The 22,486-nt window shown below is 60.3% G+C and carries 21 protein-coding genes; 16 read left to right on the forward strand and 5 right to left on the reverse strand.

Translation table 11 applies throughout. The features are described from left to right. The first annotated feature begins 195 nt into the window (after positions 1–195). From WH299_RS27565 to WH299_RS27590, 6 genes are all read left to right on the forward strand, one after another. On the forward strand, positions 196–948 hold the full coding sequence (locus WH299_RS27565) for a gluconate 2-dehydrogenase subunit 3 family protein (protein ID WP_028618626.1): 753 nt from the start codon (positions 196–198) through the stop codon (positions 946–948). Between the two features lie 2 nt (positions 949–950). Further along, complete coding sequence (locus WH299_RS27570) at positions 951–2,735, forward strand: GMC family oxidoreductase (RefSeq protein WP_126569393.1); 1,785 nt, start codon at positions 951–953, stop codon at positions 2,733–2,735. A 12-nt stretch (positions 2,736–2,747) separates the two neighbouring features. Further along, complete coding sequence (locus WH299_RS27575; protein WP_123478368.1) at positions 2,748–4,043, forward strand: cytochrome c; 1,296 nt, start codon at positions 2,748–2,750, stop codon at positions 4,041–4,043. An 81-nt stretch (positions 4,044–4,124) separates the two neighbouring features. Beyond that, positions 4,125–5,183, forward strand: a complete 1,059-nt coding sequence (locus WH299_RS27580; protein WP_158628940.1) for a PA0069 family radical SAM protein — start codon at positions 4,125–4,127, stop codon at positions 5,181–5,183. A gap of 227 nt (positions 5,184–5,410) precedes the next feature. Further along, complete coding sequence (locus tag WH299_RS27585) at positions 5,411–6,142, forward strand: carbonic anhydrase (RefSeq protein ID WP_095014125.1); 732 nt, start codon at positions 5,411–5,413, stop codon at positions 6,140–6,142. A gap of 85 nt (positions 6,143–6,227) precedes the next feature. Continuing rightward, positions 6,228–7,769: a SulP family inorganic anion transporter gene (locus WH299_RS27590; protein WP_339551873.1), complete on the forward strand. Its 1,542-nt coding sequence runs from the start codon at positions 6,228–6,230 to the stop codon at positions 7,767–7,769. 68 nt (positions 7,770–7,837) lie between these two features. Here WH299_RS27590 and WH299_RS27595 read toward each other — a convergent pair whose 3' ends face one another. Continuing rightward, complete coding sequence (locus WH299_RS27595) at positions 7,838–8,485, reverse strand: hypothetical protein (RefSeq protein WP_122730091.1); 648 nt, start codon at positions 8,483–8,485, stop codon at positions 7,838–7,840. Between the two features lie 367 nt (positions 8,486–8,852). Between WH299_RS27595 and coxB the strand changes: the two genes are divergently transcribed. From coxB to WH299_RS27615, 4 genes are all read left to right on the forward strand, one after another. Beyond that, positions 8,853–9,980 carry a cytochrome c oxidase subunit II gene (gene coxB, locus WH299_RS27600; RefSeq protein ID WP_339551875.1) on the forward strand — a complete coding sequence of 376 codons (1,128 nt, stop codon included), beginning with the start codon at positions 8,853–8,855 and terminating at the stop codon, positions 9,978–9,980. A 58-nt stretch (positions 9,981–10,038) separates the two neighbouring features. Continuing rightward, positions 10,039–11,625, forward strand: coding sequence for a cytochrome c oxidase subunit I (gene ctaD / locus WH299_RS27605; protein ID WP_122730093.1), 1,587 nt, complete (start codon positions 10,039–10,041; stop codon positions 11,623–11,625). Positions 11,626–11,769: 144 nt separating this feature from the next. Continuing rightward, positions 11,770–12,321: a cytochrome c oxidase assembly protein gene (locus WH299_RS27610; RefSeq protein WP_339551877.1), complete on the forward strand. Its 552-nt coding sequence runs from the start codon at positions 11,770–11,772 to the stop codon at positions 12,319–12,321. A 35-nt stretch (positions 12,322–12,356) separates the two neighbouring features. Continuing rightward, entirely contained in the window at positions 12,357–13,244 is an 888-nt protein-coding gene (locus tag WH299_RS27615) for a cytochrome c oxidase subunit 3 (RefSeq protein ID WP_028618636.1), read from the forward strand. A 6-nt stretch (positions 13,245–13,250) separates the two neighbouring features. Here the strand turns inward: WH299_RS27615 and WH299_RS27620 are convergent, their stop codons facing one another. Further along, positions 13,251–13,454, reverse strand: coding sequence for a twin transmembrane helix small protein (locus WH299_RS27620; RefSeq protein ID WP_016978774.1), 204 nt, complete (start codon positions 13,452–13,454; stop codon positions 13,251–13,253). 28 nt (positions 13,455–13,482) lie between these two features. Here WH299_RS27620 and WH299_RS27625 point away from each other — a divergent pair, with 28 nt between their 5' ends. Genes WH299_RS27625 through WH299_RS27645 form a run of 5 tightly spaced genes read left to right on the forward strand, consistent with a single transcriptional unit; the run spans position 13,483 to position 17,406 of the window. Continuing rightward, a complete protein-coding gene (locus WH299_RS27625) occupies positions 13,483–14,247 on the forward strand; it encodes an SURF1 family protein (protein WP_126569390.1) in 765 nt (254 codons plus the stop codon). Then, the gene (locus WH299_RS27630) at positions 14,213–14,797 is read left to right on the forward strand and encodes a hypothetical protein (protein WP_339498159.1); all 585 of its coding nucleotides are present in this window, start codon (positions 14,213–14,215) and stop codon (positions 14,795–14,797) included. The genes WH299_RS27625 and WH299_RS27630 overlap by 35 nt, the downstream gene beginning before the upstream one ends. A 10-nt stretch (positions 14,798–14,807) precedes the next feature. Continuing rightward, the gene (locus WH299_RS27635) at positions 14,808–15,887 is read left to right on the forward strand and encodes a COX15/CtaA family protein (protein ID WP_339551879.1); all 1,080 of its coding nucleotides are present in this window, start codon (positions 14,808–14,810) and stop codon (positions 15,885–15,887) included. Next, the gene (cyoE, locus tag WH299_RS27640) at positions 15,875–16,774 is read left to right on the forward strand and encodes a heme o synthase (RefSeq protein ID WP_028618640.1); all 900 of its coding nucleotides are present in this window, start codon (positions 15,875–15,877) and stop codon (positions 16,772–16,774) included. Before WH299_RS27635 ends, cyoE begins: the two co-directional genes overlap by 13 nt. Then, positions 16,771–17,406, forward strand: a complete 636-nt coding sequence (locus WH299_RS27645; RefSeq protein ID WP_339551881.1) for an SCO family protein — start codon at positions 16,771–16,773, stop codon at positions 17,404–17,406. The genes cyoE and WH299_RS27645 overlap by 4 nt, the downstream gene beginning before the upstream one ends. A 161-nt stretch (positions 17,407–17,567) precedes the next feature. Here the strand turns inward: WH299_RS27645 and WH299_RS27650 are convergent, their stop codons facing one another. The 3 genes from WH299_RS27650 to WH299_RS27660 are packed head-to-tail and all read right to left on the reverse strand — an operon-like array spanning position 17,568 to position 20,071. Continuing rightward, positions 17,568–18,338 carry a MetQ/NlpA family ABC transporter substrate-binding protein gene (locus WH299_RS27650; protein ID WP_339551883.1) on the reverse strand — a complete coding sequence of 257 codons (771 nt, stop codon included), beginning with the start codon at positions 18,336–18,338 and terminating at the stop codon, positions 17,568–17,570. 51 nt (positions 18,339–18,389) lie between these two features. Further along, a complete protein-coding gene (locus WH299_RS27655; RefSeq protein ID WP_010207814.1) occupies positions 18,390–19,064 on the reverse strand; it encodes a methionine ABC transporter permease in 675 nt (224 codons plus the stop codon). Continuing rightward, complete coding sequence (locus tag WH299_RS27660; RefSeq protein ID WP_122730102.1) at positions 19,064–20,071, reverse strand: methionine ABC transporter ATP-binding protein; 1,008 nt, start codon at positions 20,069–20,071, stop codon at positions 19,064–19,066. Before WH299_RS27660 ends, WH299_RS27655 begins: the two co-directional genes overlap by 1 nt. A gap of 193 nt (positions 20,072–20,264) precedes the next feature. On the opposite strand from WH299_RS27660, the gene katE reads away from it, so the two are divergent. Beyond that, positions 20,265–22,478: a catalase HPII gene (katE, locus tag WH299_RS27665; RefSeq protein ID WP_339551884.1), complete on the forward strand. Its 2,214-nt coding sequence runs from the start codon at positions 20,265–20,267 to the stop codon at positions 22,476–22,478. Positions 22,479–22,486 lie beyond the last annotated feature (8 nt).

A 22,486-nucleotide genomic window follows, 5' to 3' on the forward strand; every position in this document is an offset into this window, starting at 1 on the left:
GCTCAGGTTGGTCCAAGGGGGGTCAATGAGGCGTGAGGGGGGCGTCAAAGAATCGTGAATCATCAGTCTTTAGTCGCTGAAACGATTCCTCCGATGCATAGCCTGCTATCATTTGTAACTATTGATTGCCGAAAAAACCAAGCCGCTCGCTAGAAGTCGGCTGACAAACCCGTGACCACATGATGAGGTGCCACCATGTCTGATCAAGATCAAGACAACCCGCGGCGTGACTTTTTGCGCAAATCCTTGACCTTGATCCCGGTGGTCACGGTTGCCAGCACCGGCCTTGGCGGCTCAATGCTGATGGCGACGCCTGAGCCGGCGCAAGCCGCGCCAGCCAAGCCTACAACCAGCGAAAAGGCCTACGAGCCAACTTATTTCACCGCCGAGGAATGGGCGTTCATCAACGCCGCCGTCGCGCAATTAATCCCTGCTGATGCCCAAGGCCCAGGTGCTCTGGAAGCCGGTGCACCGGAATATATCGACCGCCAGATGAACACGCCGTACGCCAGCGGTGCCCTGTGGTTCATGCAAGGTCCTTTCAACGCCGACGCGCCGTCGGAGATGGGCTGGCAGTCCAAACTGGTGCCCAAAGAGATCTATCGCCTGGGCATTGCCGCGACGGATGCATGGTCGAAGGCGTTCAACGGCAAAGTTTTTGCCGCGCAAGACAGCGCTACCCGAGACGATATGTTGCGGCGTCTGGAGGCTGGCGGTAGTGAGGTGACGGCGCATTTTGATGCGGTGCCGCCAAAGATCTTCTTCAACTTGTTGCTACAAAACACCAAGGAAGGCTTCTTCTGCGACCCGATCCACGGCGGCAACAAAGGCATGGTTGGCTGGACCATGATCGGCTTCCCCGGCGCCCGCGCCGACTTCATGGACTGGGTTGAACGCAACGAGCAATACCCCTTCCCGGCAGTTTCCATCCGCGGCGAGAGGGCATAAACGTGGCGACCATCATGAAGAAAGTGGATGCAGTAATCGTAGGATTCGGCTGGACCGGCGCGATCATGGCCAAGGAACTGACGGAAGCAGGCCTCAACGTGGTAGCGCTAGAGCGCGGCCCGATGCAGGACACTTATCCGGACGGTAACTATCCCCAGGTCATCGACGAATTGACCTACAGCGTGCGTAAGAAACTCTTCCAGGATATCTCCAAGGAGACGGTGACCATTCGTCATAGCGTGAATGACGTCGCCCTGCCCAACCGTCAGTTGGGGGCGTTCCTGCCGGGCAATGGTGTGGGCGGCGCGGGTCTGCACTGGTCGGGCGTGCATTTCCGTGTCGACCCGATCGAGTTGCGCATGCGCAGCCACTACGAGGAACGCTACGGCAAGCACTTCATTCCCAAGGACATGACCATTCAGGACTTCGGCGTGAGCTACGAAGAGCTGGAGCCGTTCTTCGACTACGCGGAAAAAGTCTTTGGCACTTCTGGGCAAGCCTGGACCGTCAAAGGCCAACTGGTCGGCGAAGGCCGTGGCGGCAACCCGTATGCGCCCGACCGTTCCAACCCGTTCCCGTTGGAGTCGCAGAAAAACACCGTCTCCGCACAGCTGTTTCAGAAAGCGGCTAGTGAAGTGGGTTACAAACCCTACAACCTGCCGTCTGCCAACACCTCGGGGCCTTACACCAACCCCTATGGCGCCCAGATGGGCCCTTGCAACTTCTGCGGTTTTTGCAGCGGCTACGTGTGCTACATGTATTCCAAAGCCTCGCCGAACGTGAACATCCTGCCAGCGCTGCGCCAGGTGCCGAACTTTGAACTGCGGCCCAACTCCCACGTGCTCAAGGTCAACCTCGACAGCACCAAGAGCAAGGCCACTGGCGTGACTTACATCGACGCCCAGGGCCGGGAGTGCGAGCAACCGGCGGACTTGGTGATCCTCGGCGCGTTCCAGTTCCATAACGTGCGTTTGATGCTGCTCTCCGGCATTGGCAAGCCCTACGACCCGATAACCAACGAGGGCGTGGTGGGCAGAAACTTCGCCTACCAGAACATGGCGACCATCAAGGCGTTCTTCGACAAAGACACTCACACCAACAACTTCATCGGTGCGGGTGGCAACGGCGTGGCCATTGATGACTTCAACGCCGACAATTTCGACCACGGGCCTCATGGTTTTGTGGGCGGTTCGCCGATGTGGGTAAACCAGGCTGGCAGCCGACCGATTGCCGGTACGTCAAACCCGCCGGGCACTCCGGCCTGGGGCAGTGCCTGGAAGCGTGCCACCGCCGATTACTACACCCACCAGGTGTCGATGGATGCCCACGGTGCCCATCAGTCCTACCGGGGTAACTACCTGGATCTGGACCCGGTGTACCGCGATGCCTACGGCCAGCCCTTGCTGCGGATGACGTTTGATTGGCAGGAAAACGACATCAAGATGAACCGCTTCATGGTCGAGAAAATGGGCAAGGTCGCTGAGGCGATGAACCCCAAGGCCATTGCTGTGCTCGGCAAAAAAGTCGGCGAGCATTTCAACACGGCGTCGTACCAGACCACCCACTTGAACGGTGGCGCGATCATGGGCGCCGACCCGAAAACCAGTGCGTTGAATCGCTACCTGCAGTGCTGGGATGTGCACAACGTGTTTGTCCCAGGCGCATCCGCTTTCCCACAAGGTTTGGGCTACAACCCTACAGGCTTGGTGGCAGCGTTGACCTACTGGTCGGCGCGGGCAATCCGTGAGCAGTATCTGAAAAACCCCGGCCCACTGGTTCAGGCATAAGGAGCGATGACCATGAAAGCACTTGTTATCGCGACCTTCGCGCTTTTCAGCAGCTGCTCTGTCAGCGCCGCTGAAACGGACTTGATCAAGCAAGGTGAATACCTGGCCCGCGCGGGTGACTGCGTGGCTTGCCACACGGCCAAAGGTGGTAAACCCTTTGCCGGCGGCCTGCCAATGGAAACCCCGATTGGCGTGATCTATTCCACCAACATCACCCCGGACAAGACCGGTCTGGGCGACTACAGCTTCGAGGACTTCGACAAGGCCGTGCGCCATGGCGTCGCCAAGAGCGGCAGTACGCTTTACCCGGCGATGCCCTACCCGTCTTACGCACGCGTCAGCGACAGCGATATGCAGGCGTTGTATGCGTACTTCATGAAAGGTGTCGAGCCCGTCGCCCAGGAGAACAAGGACAGCGACATTCCGTGGCCTTTGAGCATGCGCTGGCCGTTGGCGGCATGGCGCTGGATGTTTGCGCCTTCTGTCGAGGAGCATCAGGCCCAAGCCGCCGACCCGGTCATCAGCCGAGGCGCCTACCTGGTGGAAGGCCTTGGCCATTGCGGTGCGTGCCACACGCCGCGGGCGTTGACCATGCAGGAAAAAGCCCTGAGTGCCACTGACGGAAACGCCTTCTTGTCCGGCAGCGCGCCGCTGGAAGGTTGGATCGCCAAGAGCCTGCGCGGTGACCACAAGGATGGCCTCGGCAGCTGGAGCGAGGAACAACTGGTGCAGTTCCTCAAAACCGGCCGCAGTGACCGCAGCGCGGTGTTTGGTGGCATGAGCGACGTTGTCGTCCACAGCATGCAGTACATGTCGGAAAATGACCTGACCGCTATCGCCCGTTACCTCAAGAGCCTGCCGGCGGTGGATCCCAAGGATCAGCCGCATCAGTACGACAAGCAAGCGGCCGAGGCGTTATGGAAAGGCGATGACAGCCAGCGCGGCGCCTCGGTGTACATCGACAACTGCGCGGCTTGCCACCGTACCGACGGCCATGGCTACACGCGGGTGTTTCCGGCGCTGGCGGGCAACCCAGTGTTGCAAACGGCGGATGCCACGTCGTTGATCAACATCGTGTTGAACGGCGGCACTTTGCCGGCGACCCACGCGGCACCGTCGACCTTCACCATGCCGGCGTTCGCCTGGCGGCTGTCGGATCAGGAAGTGGCGGATGTGGTCAGCTTCATACGTGGCAGTTGGGGCAATCAGGGCGCGCCGGTGAAGGCCAGCGATGTGAAGGACCTGCGCCACAACGATATGCGCACCACCTCCGGCGATGACCTGGGGCAAGTGACGCAGAAGCAATGAGGCTTGCCTGACCGCCAAACGGCACTGGTCAGAACCATCGCGCCTCGATACTGTATATAAAAACAGTATCGAGGCGCTTTCATGTCTACTCCGCTGCCGCCCCGTGGCCGGGGCACGGCCACCAATCTGCATAACCGCTTTGCGCCTACGGTGAGCGTGGCCGAGGATGATGGCTGGTTTCAGGAAGTGCCACCGACCCAGGGCACCGAAGTGCGTATCGAAACGGCCAAGAGCATCATCACCCGTAACAACTCGCCGGACTTGCCGTTCGATCGCTCCATCAACCCTTATCGTGGCTGCGAGCATGGCTGTATCTACTGCTACGCACGGCCCAGCCATGCCTATTGGGACATGTCGCCGGGGTTGGATTTCGAAACCAAACTGATCGCCAAGACCAACGCCGCGGACGTGTTGGAGCAGCAGCTTTCGAAGCCAGGCTATGTGTGCGCGCCGATCAACCTGGGCTCCAATACCGACCCGTACCAGCCGGTCGAGCGCGAGTACAGGATTACCCGGCAAACCCTCGAAGTGCTGCTGCGCTATCGACACCCGGTGACCATCATCACCAAGGGCTCGCTGATTCTGCGAGACCTGGACCTGCTCACCGAGTTGGCGCGCCGGCGATTGGTGGCGGTGATGATCAGCCTCACCAGCCTGGACGATGAACTCAAGCGCATCCTGGAGCCACGCACGGCAGCACCCAAGGCGCGGTTGCGGGCGATTCGGGTGATGCGTGAGGCGGGGATTCCGGTGGGCGTGCTGTGTTCGCCGATGATTCCGATGATCAACGACAGCGAATTGGAGAGCCTGCTGACCGAGGCCCATGCTGCGGGCGCGCAAAGCGCGGCGTACATGATGCTGCGCTTGCCGTTGGAGGTGGCACCGTTGTTCGAGGAGTGGCTGGCGGCGCACTACCCGCAGCGCGCGGCCCATGTGATGAGCTTGGTGCGCCAGGTGCGTGGCGGTGAGGTGTATGACAGTCGCTTCGGCGTACGCATGCGCGGTGAAGGGCCGTTTGCCGATTTGCTGGCCCAGCGCTTCAGCAAGGCAATCAAGCGCCTGGGGCTTAATCAGCGAGAAGGTTTCAATCTGGATTGCACTGCGTTCTGTCCACCGGGCAGGCAGATGGCTTTGTTGTAGACTTAAGAGGAGGAATGCACCCTTCCTGTAAGAATAGTCGCGTTTTGATATCACTGAAACCCGCGATCTAGAGCGGTTCATTCAGTTTGAGTTAAGTTTCGGCGGGTACCTTGTTCAGCGAGTGACTGATAAGTCGGCGGCCCGGGTTTGAGGCGTTTGCAACTGTTCGCCTGGCCCGGCGTCGAACTGATTTGAACACTCCCCTGCATTAATCAAGAGGATGAATCATGAGTGACAAGGATAAACAGCCGTTGGCTGCGTCGGCTTCTGCCTCTCCGGTGGCTGAAACCGCCGATGCAGCGTTGCAGCATATCGTTGACGGCTTTTTGCATTTCCATCACGACGTCTTCCCCCAGCAGGAAGAACTCTTCAAGAAACTCGCCACGGCCCAAAGCCCGCGTGCGATGTTCATTACCTGTGCCGACTCGCGCATCGTGCCTGAGTTGATCACACAAAGTTCGCCTGGCGACCTGTTCGTGACGCGTAACGTCGGTAACGTAGTGCCGCCTTACGGCCAGATGAACGGTGGTGTGTCCACGGCTATCGAGTACGCGGTGCTGGCCTTGGGCGTGCAGCACATCATTGTCTGCGGGCACTCCGATTGCGGCGCCATGCGTGCGGTACTCAACCCCGCCAGCCTGGAGAAGATGCCAACAGTCAGGGCCTGGCTGCGGCACGCCGAGGTCGCAAGGTCCATGGTCGAGGACAACTGCGACTGTGCCAATGAAGGCGAGAGCATGAAAGTGCTGACTGAAGAAAACGTCATCGCCCAGTTGCAACACTTGCGCACCCACCCTTCCGTGGCTTCGCGCATGGCCAATGGTCAGCTGTTTATCCATGGCTGGATCTACAACATCGAGACCAGTGAAATCCGGGCCTACGATGCGGACCAGTCAGCGTTCCGATCGCTGAGCGGCGACGGGCCGATTCCTTCCGCGACGCCTAAAGCGCGCTTCTAAAACACTTCCCTGCCGGGTAAAGCGGTGGCTGCCATGGACGCAGCCAGGCTTTGCCGCGCCCGGCGAATGCCTCGGGAGAGTCATCATGCGTGCTGCTCAATTGAAAGCTGTACTGCCACGGGAGCTGCTGGCTTCCGTGGTTGTGTTTCTGGTCGCCCTGCCCCTGTGCATGGGGATCGCGATTGCCTCTGGCATGCCGCCGGCAAAAGGTCTGATCGCCGGGATTATCGGTGGCCTGGTGGTGGGTTGGTTGGCGGGATCGCCGCTGCAGGTCAGTGGTCCGGCGGCGGGCCTGGCGGTGTTGGTGTTCGAGCTGGTGCGCCAGCACGGCATGCTGATGCTGGGGCCGATCCTGTTGCTGGCGGGCTTCCTGCAATTGGTGGCCGGGCGGTTGCGCCTGGGTTGCTGGTTCCGCGTCACAGCGCCGGCGGTGGTGTACGGCATGCTGGCGGGGATTGGCGTGTTGATTGTGCTATCCCAGATTCACGTGATGCTCGACGGCGCGCCCAAGCCTTCCGGGCTGGATAACCTGGCGGGGTTCCCGGCGGCGTTGGCCGAGGCGATCCCAGCCCTGGGCGGTGGCCTGGGGTGGCAGGCGGGATTGCTCGGCTTGTCGACGATGCTGGTGATGTACGCCTGGGATAAATTACGCCCGCAACGCCTGCGCTTTGTGCCGGGGGCCTTGTTGGGGGTGGGCCTGACTACCGTGGTCAGCCTGGTGCTGGCGCTGCAGGTCAAGCGCGTGGAAGTCCCGGAAAACCTCGCGGATGCGATTGACTGGCTGCGCCCCAGTGACTTGCTGAACCTGGCCGATCCGCAACTGCTGATCGCCGCCTTTGCCGTGGCGTTTATTGCGAGCGCCGAAACCCTGCTTTCCGCTGCGGCGGTCGATCGTATGCACAGTGGTCAGCGTTCTGATTTTGACAAGGAATTATCTGCCCAAGGTGTAGGCAACATGCTCTGTGGTCTGGTCGGTGCCTTGCCGATGACCGGTGTGATTGTGCGCAGCTCGGCTAACGTGCAGGCCGGTGCGACCACCCGTCTGTCGGCTATGTTCCACGGCCTGTGGCTGCTGGCGTTCGTGCTGTTGCTGTCGAGTGTGCTGCAAAGTATTCCGGTGGCGAGCCTGGCGGGTGTGTTGGTGTACACCGGGATCAAGTTGGTGGACATCAAGGCGTTCAAGGCACTGGGACGTTATGGGCGGATGCCGATGTTTACCTACGCGGCCACGGCGTTGGCGATCATCTTTACCGACCTGCTGACCGGTGTGCTGGTGGGCTTCGGGTTGACGTTGGTCAAGTTGGCGTTCAAGGCGTCACGCCTGAAAGTGAGCCTGATTGATTTGCCCCAGGAGGGTGAAATGGAGCTGCGTCTGACGGGCGCGGCTACTTTCCTGAAAGTGCCGGCGCTGACCCAGGTGCTGTCGGCGGTGCCGGCAGGGACGACCTTGCATGTGCCGTTGAGCAACCTGAGTTACATCGACCATTCCTGCCTGGAGTTGCTGGAGGAATGGGGGCGAGCCAATGCGGCCAAGGGCTCGACGCTGGTGATCGAGGCGCGTGGGTTGAAGCGAAGGCTGGAAGGTCGGGTCAGGATGACGACGGGGATAGGTTCCGCGCCAGCCTAACCACCAAGCAACCTTGTGGGAGCCGGGCAAACCCGGCTCCCACATTTGATCGTTTGCGACCCAGGAAATTAAGCCGGCTGATCCAACGCCAGCTCAACCCCCAGCTGCCGCGACAGGCACGGCCAGCGCTTCCACGCCGCTTCCGTATTCGGGCTCTTGAGTGTCTCGCGATAAACCTCCACCGACTCCAGCGCAAAGCTGTCTTCGTTGAGCATTTCATCCACCGCGTGATGCACCGCTTCATCCAGTTGGTTGGCGAAGGTCTCGCCGATCAGCTGGTGGGCGATGACATTGGCCACGGTAGTGTCGGCCGGAATCAACGGCTGGCCAAAGTGCTTGATATACAGATCGTTCACCTCTTCAACCAACCGATGCGCCAGGTAGGCCTCGTCCAGCAGGCTGTCGAGGCCTTCGTGGCCGGCCAGGATCGCGGGCGGTTGCAGAAAGAAATGCTCGGCGATCTTCAGCACCGGCTTGATCTGGCTCTCGATACCGGCCTCGCGGGCCACGTCGTTGGCGGCGTCCAGCAAATCCGGGACGAGGTCGATGTAGGCGCTGACAAAGCGGGTCATGACAATGTTGCGATCACCGTCAGCCAGGGCGATGGCCGAATGCAGGTGCGGCAATTGTTTTTCCAGTTGCTGGGCAAGCTGGCCCGTGCTGGCTTCGTGTTGATGGGCACGGGAAATCTGCTCGCGCAATGCGGCGGTGTTCATGAAAGCTCCAGTGATGCAGGCGTAGGAAAAGGGAGAGGATAAGGTAGCTCGTTTATACGAGCGCCTAAGACGCATTTGTCATAATTATTTCATGGTTATGCGCGCGCGTTATATCGAATTGCCATCGTTCGTCGGATAAACGATTCCGCCTCCGGTTTTATTAGCCCAGACGCATCATTTCTACTCATTTGCCCCTACACATTGCGGGGTTGCAGAGCCTGTCTATACTCGGATTTGTACGCGATTAGCTGATGACGCCAGACTGCATAAGCAGGCAAGGCCAGGCGGTTGTAAGCAGTATGGAAGCCGCTCCCTTCGACGCAGGTGCAAACCGGCGGGATAACAAGAACGATAAGGGGAACCCGCAATGATGCGACATCCACACGTTTGGATGGGCCTCCTGTTGTGGTCGGTATTCGGCCAGGCACATGCCGCCTGGACAACGAATATGGCGCCAGGGGCGACAGAAGTCAGTCACGCTGTGTTCGACCTGCACATGACCATATTCTGGATCTGTGTGGTGATCGGCATCATCGTGTTTGGCGCGATGTTCTGGTCGATGATCGTTCATCGCCGGTCCACGGGCCAGGTCGCGGCCAAGTTCCACGAGAGCACCACCGTGGAAATCCTCTGGACGGTCGTGCCCTTGCTGATCCTGATCGCGATGGCCATTCCGGCCACCAAGACCCTGATCAATATCTACGACAGCAGTGAGTCGGATATCGATATCCAGGTCACCGGCTATCAGTGGAAGTGGCATTACAAATACCTGGGCCAGGACGTGGAGTTCTTCAGCAACCTGGCCACGCCCGCCGAGCAGATCCATAACCAGGCCACCAAGGGCGAACATTACCTGCTGGAAGTCGACCAGCCGCTGGTGCTGCCGGTGGGCGCTAAAGTGCGCTTCCTGGTAACGGCCGCCGACGTGATCCACTCCTGGTGGGTGCCGGCCTTTGCGGTCAAGCGCGACGCCATTCCCGGCTTCGTCAACGAGGCCTGGACCCGCGTTGAGAAACCCGGCATCTACCGTGGCCAGTGCGCCGAACTGTGCGGCAAGGACCACGGCTTCATGCCCATCGTGGTCGAAGTCAAGTCCAAGGCCGACTACGAGACCTGGTTGGGCGAGCGCAAGGCAGAGGCCGCCAAGCTCAAGGAGCTGACCTCCAAAGAGTGGACGCTGGAAGAGCTGGTGGCACGTGGCGACAAGGTCTACCACACCACCTGCGTGGCTTGTCACCAGGCCGAAGGCCAGGGCTTGCCGCCGATGTTCCCGGCGCTCAAAGGCTCGAAGATCGCCACCGGCCCTGCGGCTGACCACCTGAACATTGTCTACCACGGCAAGCCCGGCACGGCGATGGCGGCCTTCGGTAAGCAACTCTCGGAAGTGGACATCGCCGCCGTAGTGACCTACGAGCGCAATGCCTGGGGCAACAAAAAAGGCGACATGGTCACGCCTAAAGACGTGCTGGCCATCAAGCAGGCGGAAAGCAAATGACCTCTCTCAAGGCGTTTACCTCGACCCGCCCCGCCCACTCGCTTGCAGGAGAACGGCCATGAGCGCTGTGATCGATGACCATGGTCACGCCGACCATGCCCACGGCCCCGCCAAGGGGTTGATGCGCTGGGTGCTGACCACCAACCATAAAGACATCGGCACCATGTACCTGTGGTTCGCCTTTGCCATGTTCCTGCTCGGCGGCTCGTTTGCCATGGTAATCCGCGCCGAGCTGTTCCAGCCCGGCCTGCAGATTGTGCAGCCGGCCTTCTTCAACCAGATGACCACCATGCACGGGTTGATCATGGTGTTCGGCGCGGTGATGCCGGCGTTCGTCGGCCTGGCCAACTGGATGATCCCGCTGATGATCGGCGCCCCCGACATGGCCCTGCCACGCATGAACAACTTCAGCTTCTGGCTGTTGCCGGCAGCGTTCCTGCTGCTGGTCTCGACGCTGTTCACGCCCGGTGGCGGGCCGAACTTCGGCTGGACCTTCTACGCGCCTCTATCCACCACCTATGCCCCGGAAAGCGTGACGTTCTTCATCTTCGCGATCCATCTGATGGGCATCAGTTCGATCATGGGCGCGATCAACGTGGTCGCCACCATTCTCAACCTGCGTGCGCCGGGCATGACCTTGATGAAAATGCCGCTGTTCGTCTGGACGTGGCTGATCACCGCGTTCCTGCTGATCGCGGTGATGCCGGTGCTGGCGGGTTGCGTGACCATGATGCTGATGGACATCCACTTCGGCACCAGCTTCTTCAGTGCGGCTGGCGGTGGTGACCCGGTGCTGTTTCAGCACGTGTTCTGGTTCTTCGGCCATCCCGAGGTATACATCATGATCCTGCCGGCCTTCGGCGCCGTCAGCTCGATCATCCCGACCTTTTCGCGCAAGCCGCTGTTCGGCTACACCTCGATGGTCTACGCCACGGCGAGCATCGCGTTCCTGTCGTTCATCGTGTGGGCGCACCACATGTTCGTGGTGGGCATCCCGCTGGTGGGCGAGTTGTTCTTCATGTACGCCACTCTGCTGATCGCCGTGCCCACGGGGGTGAAGGTGTTCAACTGGGTCAGCACCATGTGGCAAGGCTCGCTGACCTTCGAGACGCCGATGCTGTTTGCCGTGGCGTTCGTGATTCTGTTCACCATCGGCGGCTTTTCCGGGCTGATGTTGGCGATTGCACCGGCGGATTTCCAGTACCACGACACCTATTTCGTGGTGGCGCATTTCCATTACGTACTGGTGCCTGGCGCAATCTTCGGCATCTTCGCCTCGGCCTACTACTGGCTGCCGAAATGGACCGGCCACATGTACGACGAAACCCTGGGCAAGCTGCATTTCTGGCTGTCCTTCGTGGGCATGAACATGGCGTTTTTCCCGATGCACTTCGTCGGGCTGGCGGGGATGCCGCGGCGAGTGCCGGACTACAATTTGCAGTTCGCCGATTTCAACATGGTCTCGTCGATTGGCGCGTTCATGTTCGGCGCCACGCAGATCTTCTTCCTGTTCATTGTGATCAAGTGCATCCGTGGCGGTACACCCGCACCGGCCAAGCCTTGGGACGGCGCCGAAGGCCTGGAGTGGAGCATCCCTTCGCCGGCGCCGTACCACACGTTCACCACGCCGCCGGAGGTCAAATGAACACCTTGGTGCAGGCCGACACGGTCTCCTGTGGGAGCTGGCTTGCCTGCGATGAGGGTGTGGCAGTGGGTAGATTCGGTGCCTGGCACACCGCTATCGCAGGCAAGCCAGCTCCCACAGAAAATCAAAAGCGGGGTAGTCGCCATGGCTGAGTCCGTGCCTATCAAGCGCCTGGTTACTCGGCTGCTCATCCTGGTGGTGGCGATGTTCGCCTTCGGCTTTGCCCTGGTGCCGATCTACGACGTGATGTGCAAAGCGTTCGGTATCAATGGCAAGACGGCCGGGCAGTACGAGGGTGAACAGGTTGTCGATGCTTCACGCCAGGTGCGGGTGCAGTTCCTGTCTACCAACGCCATCGACATGGTCTGGGATTTTTACGCCAAGGTTGACGAAGTGGTGGTCAATCCGGGCGCGGTGACCGAGATGTTGTTCGTGGCCCACAACCCCACCGACAAGCCGATGACTGCCCAGGCCGTGCCCAGTATTTCCCCGGCCGAAGCGGCGATGTACTTCCACAAGACCGAGTGCTTTTGCTTTACCCAGCAAGTGCTGCAACCGGGCCAGCGCATCGAGATGCCGGTGCGTTTCATTGTCGACCGCGACATGCCCAAGGATGTGAAGCATCTGACCCTGGCGTACACGCTGTTTGATATTACTGCGCGCCAACCGCCGGTGGCTGCCCACAGCGGCGGCTAGCTACTGTTTGCCCCCTCAATCAGGAGAGCGAATACATGTCGTCTCATGATACGTACTACGTACCAGCGCAAAGCAAATGGCCAATAATTGCCACGTTTGGCCTGTTGATCACGGTGTACGGCCTGGGCCTGTGGTTCAACGACCTCAAGGCCGCGCGGGCGGAATCCCACGGCCCGTGGATCTTTTTCGTCGGCGGGCTGTTATTGGCCTACATGCTGTTCGGCTGGTTCGGCGCGGTGATCAAGGAAAGCCGCGCCGGTTTGTACAGTTCGCAGATGGATCGCTCGTTCCGCTGGGGCATGACCTGGTTCATCTTTTCCGAGGTGATGTTCTTTATCGCCTTCTTCGGTGCGCTGTTTTATGTGCGACACATGTCGGCGCCCTGGCTGGCGGGTGAAGGCTCAAAGGGCATTGCGCACATGCTGTGGCCGAACTTCGAGTTTGCCTGGCCGTTGCTGAACAACCCCGACCCGAAAATGTACCCGGCACCGGAAGGCACCATCAGCCCGTGGGGCCTGCCGCTGGTGAACACCATTCTGCTGGTGAGTTCCAGCGTGACCATCACCATCGCCCACCACGCGCTGCGCAAAGGTCATCGCGGCGCGCTGAAACTCTGGTTGGCGATCACCGTGCTGCTGGGCCTGGCGTTCCTGGGGTTTCAGGCCGAGGAATACATCCACGCCTATAAAGAGCTGGGCCTGACCTTGGGCTCAGGGGTGTATGGCGCGACGTTCTTCATGCTCACCGGTTTCCACGGTGCCCACGTCACCATCGGCACGATCATTCTGTTCGTGATGCTGATGCGCATCCTCAAGGGGCACTTCAATGCCGAGCACCAGTTCGGTTTCGAGGCGGCCAGTTGGTATTGGCACTTTGTGGATGTGGTGTGGATCGGGCTGTTTTTCTTCGTCTATGTGCTGTGAAAAGCCTTACCACGGTGCATGAGACACCAGCTGGCCGCTGAAAAAGCCCCAGGCGATCAGCGCCACGGTGATCACGGCCAGTACGACACGCACGGTCAAGGCAGTGACGAGGCGATTAGAGTTGCCCTCGTCCTTGACCAGAAAGAACAAGCCACTGAACAGGCTCACAACGGTCGCGATCAGCATCAGGGCAATAGCGGCTTTGAGCATGGTCTGGCTCCAATGGGATGGGCGGGCAATGAAAACAAGTATAGCCAGCGCCATAAAATGCTTTCGGCCAGGAATCGCACCGACATTGGTGGTGTTGGTGCTGCTGCCGTTGATGGTCGGCCTGGGGTTTTGGCAGTTGTCTCGCGGCCATGAAAAACAGCTGCTGGTGGACAGCTACGCCGAGCGGCGCGCGGCTGATCCGATCAGCAGCGCGCAACTGAACGACACGACCGATCCAGCCTTCCGCCGCGTTCGTCTGCGCGGCCAATTCGACGCCGAGCACAGCGTATTCCTCGACAACCGCATGCGCGACGGCAAGGCCGGCGTAGAGCTGCTGCAACCCTTCCACGACCAGGCCAGTGGCCTGTGGCTGTTGCTCAATCGCGGTTGGCTGCCCTGGCCGGATCGGCGCACGCCACCCGCCTTCACCACGCCGGATCAGCCGGTGAATCTCGATGCCTGGGTGTACGTCGCTCCTGGCGAAACCTTCCAGTTGCACCCGGACCCCACGACTGCGCAATGGCCGCGTCTGCTCACGGCGTTGCACCCTGCCGCGCTCTGGGCCGAGTTGGGTCGCAACGGTTTCGCCTATGAGTTGCGGGCCGAAGCCGGCCTCGGCACCTACGAAACCACCTGGCCGATCGTCGCCATGGGCCCGGAAAAACACTTGGCGTATGCCGTGCAGTGGTTCGCCATGTCGCTGGCGTTGCTCGCGCTTTACCTCTACCTCGGATGGCACAACAAAAAGGAGAAGCCCCATGGGAGCGGCCACGAATCCACTCAACATGTCTGAAGCCCCGAATCGGCGCAAAGGCCGCTGGCAGTTGATCCTGATCCTGATGATGGTGATCGGCCCGATGGCGCTGGCCACCTTCATGTACAAGCTGCAGTTCTGGGTGCCTGAAAGCCGCAGCTATCACGGCGAGATGATCGGCAACGGCCAGACCCGCGCCGATATTGGCGTACAAACCGATGAGCAGCGCTGGCAACTGCTGGTGACCGCGCCCACCGTCTGTGCGGCGGATTGCCAGCAACTGGTGTACCTCGCACGGCAACTGCAAATCAGCCTAGGCCGTGATGCCTCCCGCGCCAGCCATGCCTTGGCCAGCGCGCAGCCGGTGAGCGCGGAGTATGAAACCAAGCTGAACGTTGAATACCCGCAACTGCAACGCTACCCGCTGGATTTGCCGACCTTCAGCAAAGGCGCCGCCGCGCCGGGTGACGCGCAGCTGTGGATCGTCGATCCCCACGGCAACCTGGTGTTGCGTTACGACGCCAAGGTCAAGGGCAAGGATTTGCTCAACGACCTGCGCCACCTGCTGAAACTGTCGAACATCGGATAAGGGCACCGTCATGGCCAAACCTGGATTTCGCCTCGCGTTGTTTGCCACCTTGTTGGCTTTGATCGTCGTGCTGCTCGGCGCCTATACGCGCCTGACCCACGCGGGCCTGGGTTGCCCGGATTGGCCGGGCTGCTACGGCTTCATCAGCGTGCCCAAGACCGAAGCCCAGTTGGCCCATGCCGAGCTGCATTTCCCCGATACGCCGGTGGAGGCCGACAAGGGCTGGGCCGAGATGACTCATCGCTACTTCGCTGGCACCCTGGGCTTGCTGATTGTGTTGCTGGCCGCGCGTTCCTGGAGTCATCGGCGTGATCCGGGCCAGCCGGTGAAGCTGCCGCTGTTCCTGCTGGCGGTGGTGTTTGCCCAGGCGGCGTTTGGCATGTGGACGGTGACGCTGAAGTTATGGCCGCAGGTGGTGACGGGGCATTTATTGGGCGGCTTTGCGACCTTGAGCCTGCTGTTTCTGCTGACCCTGCGCTTGTCCGGCGTGTTGCCCGCGTTGATCGTGCCCAAGCGTCTGCAATATTGGGCGACGGCGGGCCTGGTGCTGGTGATCGGCCAGATCACGCTGGGGGGCTGGGTCAGTTCCAACTACGCGGCGGTGGCCTGTATTGATCTGCCGACGTGCCATGGCGAATGGTGGCCGGCAGCAGATTTCGCCAACGGATTTCATCTCACCCAGCACATCGGGCCCAACTACCTGGGCGGGCAGTTGGACAGTGAAGCGCGCACCGCCATCCACCTGACCCACCGCATCGGCGCCGTCATCGTCAGCCTGGTGTTGCTCGGCCTGGCCTGGCAATTGCGCGCGGTGGGCATGACGCGTTTGGCGGGTTTATTGCTGGTCGCCCTGGCCGCGCAAATCTGCCTGGGCCTGAGCAATGTGGCTTTCGGGCTGCCGCTGGCGGTGGCTGTAGGCCATAACGCCGGGGGCGCCGCGTTGTTGCTCAGTCTGGTGCTGGTCAATTACCACGCCCGCACCAGCCTGGTCCGGGTGCGCAACCAGCTGCCGTTCGGCTGGCGTTTTATCCCACGCAAACATGTATCGGGCCTCATCACGCTTAAAGGAGAGATGCCATGGCGACCTTGATCGGCGCGCGTCACGGCCAGGCAATCTGGCGTGACTACCTGGAGCTGACCAAGCCGAAAGTGGTGGTGTTGATGCTCATTACCTCATTGGTGGGCATGTTCCTGGCGACCCGTGCGGGTGTACCGTGGACGGTGTTGGTGTTCGGCAACCTGGGGATTGCTCTGTGCGCGGGCGGCGCGGCGGCGGTGAACCATGTGGTGGACCGGCGGATCGACGCCGTAATGGCGCGCACCCATAAGCGGCCGTTGGCAGAGGGCCGTGTATCACCGCTGGCGGCGCTGGCCTTTGCATTGTTTCTAGCTGTTGCAGGATTGGCGCTGCTGCTGGCGTTCACCAACCCGCTGGCAGCCTGGCTGACGTTGGCTTCGCTGTTGGGATATGCCGTGATCTATACCGGCTTTCTCAAGCGGGCGACGCCGCAGAATATCGTCATCGGTGGATTGGCAGGTGCTGCGCCGCCCTTGCTGGGCTGGGTCGCGGTCACCGGGCATATCAGCGCCGAGCCCCTGCTGCTGGTGCTGATCATCTTCGCCTGGACCCCGCCGCACTTCTGGGCCCTGGCCATTCACCGCAAGGAGGAATACGCCAAGGCCGATATTCCGATGTTGCCGGTCACTCACGGTGAGCATTACACCAAGGTGCATATCCTGCTCTACACCTTCGCCCTGCTGGCGGTGAGCCTGATGCCCTATGTGATCCACATGAGTGGCCTGCTGTACCTTGCGTGTGCACTGGTATTGGGCGGGCGCTTTCTGCAATGGGCCTGGGTGTTGTACCGTGGCGGTCGGCCGCACGCGGCGATCAACACCTTCAAGTACTCTATCTGGTACTTGCTGCTGCTGTTTATCGCGCTGCTCCTCGACCACTACCTACTGTTGAACCTATGACTCGAACTCAAAAAACTGTCTTCATCCTGGTGGCCCTGGTGGCATTGATCATGGGCCTGACCGTTAACAAAGTGCTATCGGGCAAGGGCCAGGGCGACCCCACTGCCTTGATCGACGCCGGCATCATCCTGTTGCCGCAAAGCCGCCAGCTGCCGCCGGTGACCATGACCAATCAGGAAGGCCAGTCGGTGGTGGTCAACGAATTGAAAGGCAAGTGGAGCCTGCTGTTTTTCGGCTACACCTTCTGCCCGGACATCTGCCCGACCACCCTCGCCCAACTGCGCCAGATCAAGAGCGAAATGCCCAAGGACGTTGTGGATAAGTTGCAGGTGATTTTAGTCAGCGTCGATCCGCATCGCGATACGCCGACTCAGCTGAAGCAGTACCTGGGCTACTTCGACCCGCAGTTCCAGGGCCTGACCGGCGCGAATGTGGAGGATGTGCAGAAGGTTTCGAATGCCGTCAGCATTCCGTTCATACCGGCCGACACCAGCAAACCGAACTACACCGTTGACCACAGCGGCAACCTGGCGCTGATCGGACCGGACGGGACGCAGCGTGGGTTTATTCGTGCGCCGTTGAATAACCAGAAGCTCGTAGCGCAACTGCCGGTGCTGTTGCAGCGTAAATAAGCCGGACGCCAGCCTGGCCAGCACCACAAAACAAATGTGGGAGCGGGCTTGCTCGCGAAAGCGGTGTGTCAGTCAACATCTCCGTCGACTGATACACCGCTTTCGCGAGCAAGCCCGCTCCCACATCTTTTGATCTCCAGTGTTTGGGAGATCGAGTCAGGTCAGAACGCCGGCTTGATCGCGCCTTTGTACTTCTCTTCGATGAATTTCTTCACTTCAGGCGTGTGCAGGGCGGCAACCAGCTTCTTCACGGCGTCCGAGTCCTTGTTGTCTTCGCGGGTCACCAGGATGTTCACGTAAGGCGAGTCGCTGCCTTCGATGACCAGTGCGTCCTGGGACGGGTCCAGCTTAGCTTCCAGCGCGTAGTTGGTGTTGATCAGCGCCAGGTCGACCTGGGTCAGCACGCGCGGCAGGGTCGCGGCTTCCAGTTCACGGAATTTCAGGTTTTTGCTGTTACCGGTGATGTCCTTGATGGTCGACAGGATGTTGGTCGGGTCCTTCAGGGTGATCAGGCCGTTCTTGGCCAGCAGCAACAGCGCGCGGCCGCCGTTGGTGGCGTCGTTCGGGATCACCACGTTGGCGCCGCTTGGCAGCTCATTCAGCTTCTTGTACTTGCTGGAGTAGGCGCCCAGGGGTTCCAGGTGCACGGCGCCAACGCTCACCAGGTGAGTGCCCTTGGCCTTGTTGAACTCATCCAGGTACGGCTGGTGCTGGAAGAAGTTGGCGTCCAGGCGCTTTTCAGCGACTTGTACGTTCGGCTGCACGTAGTCGGTGAAGACTTTGACCTGCAGGTCTACGCCTTCTTTAGCGAGGGCAGGTTTCACGAATTCCAGGATTTCCGCATGGGGCACCGGCGAAGCGGCGACCGTAATGGTCTCGGCGTGGGCGGAAAACGCGGCAACGGCGGCGAAAGCAACCAGTAGTTTTTTCATCCAACAAGCTCCTTGTTCGGGCATGTACCGGCGTGCGGCCGGCAATGGCCGTTATTTTCGAGAAAAGTGCACCACCAGCTTGTCGCCGACGGTTTGCAGAATTTGCACCAGAATCAGCAGCATCACCACGGTGACCACCATCACATCGGTCTGGAAACGCTGGTAACCGAAACGGATGGCCAGGTCACCCAGGCCACCGGCACCGACCACACCGGCCATTGCGGTGTAGGACACCAGTGTAATCGCCGTCACCGTAATCGCCGCGAAAATGCCAGGACGGGCTTCGGGCAGCAAGGCGTTGGTGATGATCTGGCGCGTGCTGGCGCCCATGGACTGGGTGGCTTCGATGATGCCGCGGTCCACTTCACGCAGCGCGGTCTCCACCAGGCGCGCAAAGAATGGCGTCGCACCTACGACCAGCGGCGGAATCGCACCCGCCACGCCCAGCGAAGTGCCGGTGATCAGGACGGTGAACGGGATCATCACGATCAACAGGATGATGAACGGCAGCGAGCGCAGGATGTTCACGATCAACGAGAGCAGCGCGTACAGGCCTTTCTGTTCGAACAGTTGGCGCGGGCTGGTCAGGAACAGCAGCACGCCCAGCGGCAGCCCGAGCACCACGGTGAAGAACAGCGAACCGAACAGCATGGTCATGGTGTCGCCGGTGGCGAGCCAGATTTCAGACCAGTCGATATTGGCGAAGAAACTCAACAGGACGTCCATTAGCGCAGGATCTCCATGTGGACGTCAGCGGCGGTGAAGCGCGCAAAGGCGGCTTCCATGTCGCCACCGGTGACGGCGAGGGTCAATTGCCCGTAAGGGATGTCTTTGATGCGGTCGATACGACCAGCGAGGATGCTGTAGTCCACACCCGTTTCGCGGGCGACGGTGCCCAGCAGCGGCGCGTAGGTCGCTTCGCCCTGGAACGTCAGGCGCACAATACGGCCTGGCACGTGGGCGAAGTCGTCGCGTTGCTCGTTTTCGTCGACCTGCTCGGACTCTTGCACGAAGCGCTTGGTGGTCGGGTGCGTGGGGTGCAGGAATACGTCGGCCACCGAACCTTGCTCGACGATCACGCCAGCGTCCATCACCGCCACTTGGTCGCAGACGCGGCGGATCACGTCCATTTCATGGGTGATCAGCACGATGGTCAGCTTCAACTCGCGGTTGATCTCGGCCAGCAGTTGCAGCACTGAGGCGGTGGTCTGCGGGTCGAGGGCGCTGGTGGCTTCGTCGCACAGCAGGATCTTTGGCTTGGTCGCCAGGGCGCGGGCGATGCCGACGCGTTGCTTCTGGCCACCGGACAACTGCGCCGGGTACTTCTTGGCGTGGTCCGACAGGCCGACACGGGCGAGCAATTCGGCGACGCGCAGGTCGATGTCCCTACGCGACAACTCGCCAGCCAGCGTCAGTGGCAGCGCCACGTTGTCGGCAACAGTCTTGGACGCCAGCAGGTTGAAGTGCTGAAAGATCATCCCGACCTGCTGGCGGAAGCGGCGCAGGCCGTTGGCGTCCAGGGCAGTGACTTCTTCGCCATCCACCGTGATCTTGCCGCCACTCGGTTCTTCGAGGCGGTTGATCAGGCGCAGCAGTGTACTTTTGCCCGCGCCGGAATGACCGATCAGACCAAACACCTGGCCGTTCTCGACGGTCAGGCTGGTGGGGTGCAGCGCGGGAATATCCCTACCGGCGACGCGGTAGGTTTTATGGACGTTTTGAAACTCGATCACGTAGCGAACCTTGTGGGGCGCATGGAAAAGGGATCAGCGGTTAGCCGGGCGCGCATTTTAGCCTGTCCGTATAGCGTTTCTTAGCATTTATTTCGCATTCATCCAGCGATTTGGCAATAACGCGATCAAAGGTCATAAAAAAGGAACGGCCCAAAACCTCGTCAGTCACTACTTAAGCAACTCGATTTCCCAGGTGCCGTGCCTGGGGTTTTGCTCAAACGAGCCGGGGATCGCTCTGGCCAATTTGAATAAGGAGTTTTGTCTGATGAGTACCAAGAAGCCAGCCACCCCGCCGAAGAGTGAACTCGCGGGCACCGATACCTTGGACCGTGGCAACACCAACGCCAAGCTGCAGGCCCTGGAGACATTCCGTTCCGATGCGACCGGCCAGGCCCTGCGTACCAACCAAGGCGTGAAAATTTCCGACAACCAGAACAGCTTGAAAGTCGGTTCCCGTGGCCCATCGCTGCTGGAAGACTTCATCATGCGTGAAAAAATCACGCACTTTGACCATGAGCGCATCCCGGAGCGCATCGTGCATGCCCGTGGCACTGGCGCCCATGGTTATTTCCAGACGTATGAGAACCATTCGGCGCTGACCAAGGCTGGGTTCCTGCGTGACCCTGGGCATAAAACCCCAGTATTCACGCGCTTTTCCACCGTGCAGGGCCCGCGTGGTTCAGGCGATACGGTGCGTGATGTGCGCGGTTTTGCGGTTAAGTTTTTCACCGAAGAAGGCAACTTCGACCTGGTGGGCAACAACATGCCGGTGTTTTTCATTCAGGACGCGATCAAGTTTCCTGACTTCGTGCACGCCGTAAAGCCTGAACCACACAATGAAATTCCTACCGGCGGATCGGCGCACGATACGTTCTGGGACTTCGTTTCGCTGCAGCCTGAATCCGCTCACATGGTGATCTGGGCAATGTCTGACCGCGCCATTCCAAAAAGCCTGCGCAGCATGCAGGGCTTTGGTGTGCACACCTTCCGACTGGTGAATGCCGAGGGCAAATCCAACTTCGTCAAATTCCACTGGCGCCCTACGGCGGGTACTTGCTCGCTGGTGTGGGACGAGGCGCAGAAGCTGGCCGGTAAAGATACCGACTACCACCGTCGCGATCTCTGGGAAGCCATTGAAATGGGCGACTACCCCGAGTGGGAGTTGGGTGTGCAGGTTATCCCCGAGGATAAGGAGCATGCCTTCGACTTCGACATTCTCGACCCCACGAAGCTGATTCCGGAAGAGCTGGTGCCAATCACCCCGCTGGGCAAGATGGTGCTGAACCGCAACCCGGATAACTTCTTTGCAGAAGTCGAGCAGGTCGCGTTTTGCCCGGGCCATATCGTGCCGGGTATCGACTTCTCCAATGACCCGCTGCTGCAAGGTCGGTTGTTTTCCTACACCGATACACAGATCAGCCGACTGGGCGGCCCGAATTTTCACCAGTTGCCGATCAACCAGCCCGTGACGCCGCTGCACAACAACCAGCGTGATGCCATGCACCGCAGCACCATCGATAAAGGTCGTGCGTCCTACGAGCCGAATTCGATTGATGGCGGCTGGCCTAAAGAAACTCCGCCTGCGGCACAGGATGGTGGCTTCGAGACTTATCCGGAGCGCATCGATGCCCACAAGATCCGTGAGCGCAGCGAGTCATTCGGCGATCACTTCTCCCAGGCGCGCCTGTTCTTCCGCAGCATGAGCAAGCACGAGCAAGAGCACATCATCGCGGCGTATAGCTTTGAGTTGGGCAAGGTAGAGCGTGAGTTTATTCGCGCGCGCCAAGTCAACGAGATCCTGGCGAATATCGACCTGGAGCTGGCCAAGCGCGTGGCCCAGAACCTGGGGCTGCCAGCACCGACCAAAGGCACCGTGCCGGAGCGTCAAACCAAGCCGGAGCGCTCGCCAGCGTTGAGCCAGGCGAACCTGCTACCGGGCGATATCAAGACCCGCAAGGTGGCGATCCTGGCAGCCAATGGCGTGGACGGCGTGGCGATTGCCACATTGAAAAAGGCACTGGAAGCAGAAGGGGCGCACGCCAAGCTGCTGGGGCCAACCTCGGCGCCAGTGAAGACGGCCGATGGCAAGAGCCTGCCGGTGGATGCGTCGATGGAAGGCATGCCGTCCATTGCGTTTGATGCGGTGTTCGTCCCTGGCGGGAAGGACTCGGTGAAAGCCTTGAGCGGTGATGGGGTGGCGTTGCACTTCCTGTTAGAGGCGTACAAGCACCTCAAGGCGATTACAGTCGCCAGTGACGCGAAGCCGTTGTTGGACCTGCTGAAACTTGAGGTGGATGCGGGGCTGATCGTGGGATCGGATACCAAGGCGTTCAAGGCGTTTTTTGCCGCGATCGGCCAGCATCGGGTCTGGGATCGCGAGCCTAAGGCCAAGGCGATTCCGGCTTAAGGTATTGG

Origin of the sequence: Pseudomonas sp. MYb541 (assembly GCF_037479595.1) — a bacterium.
Classification (GTDB): Bacteria; Pseudomonadota; Gammaproteobacteria; order Pseudomonadales; family Pseudomonadaceae; genus Aquipseudomonas; species Aquipseudomonas canadensis.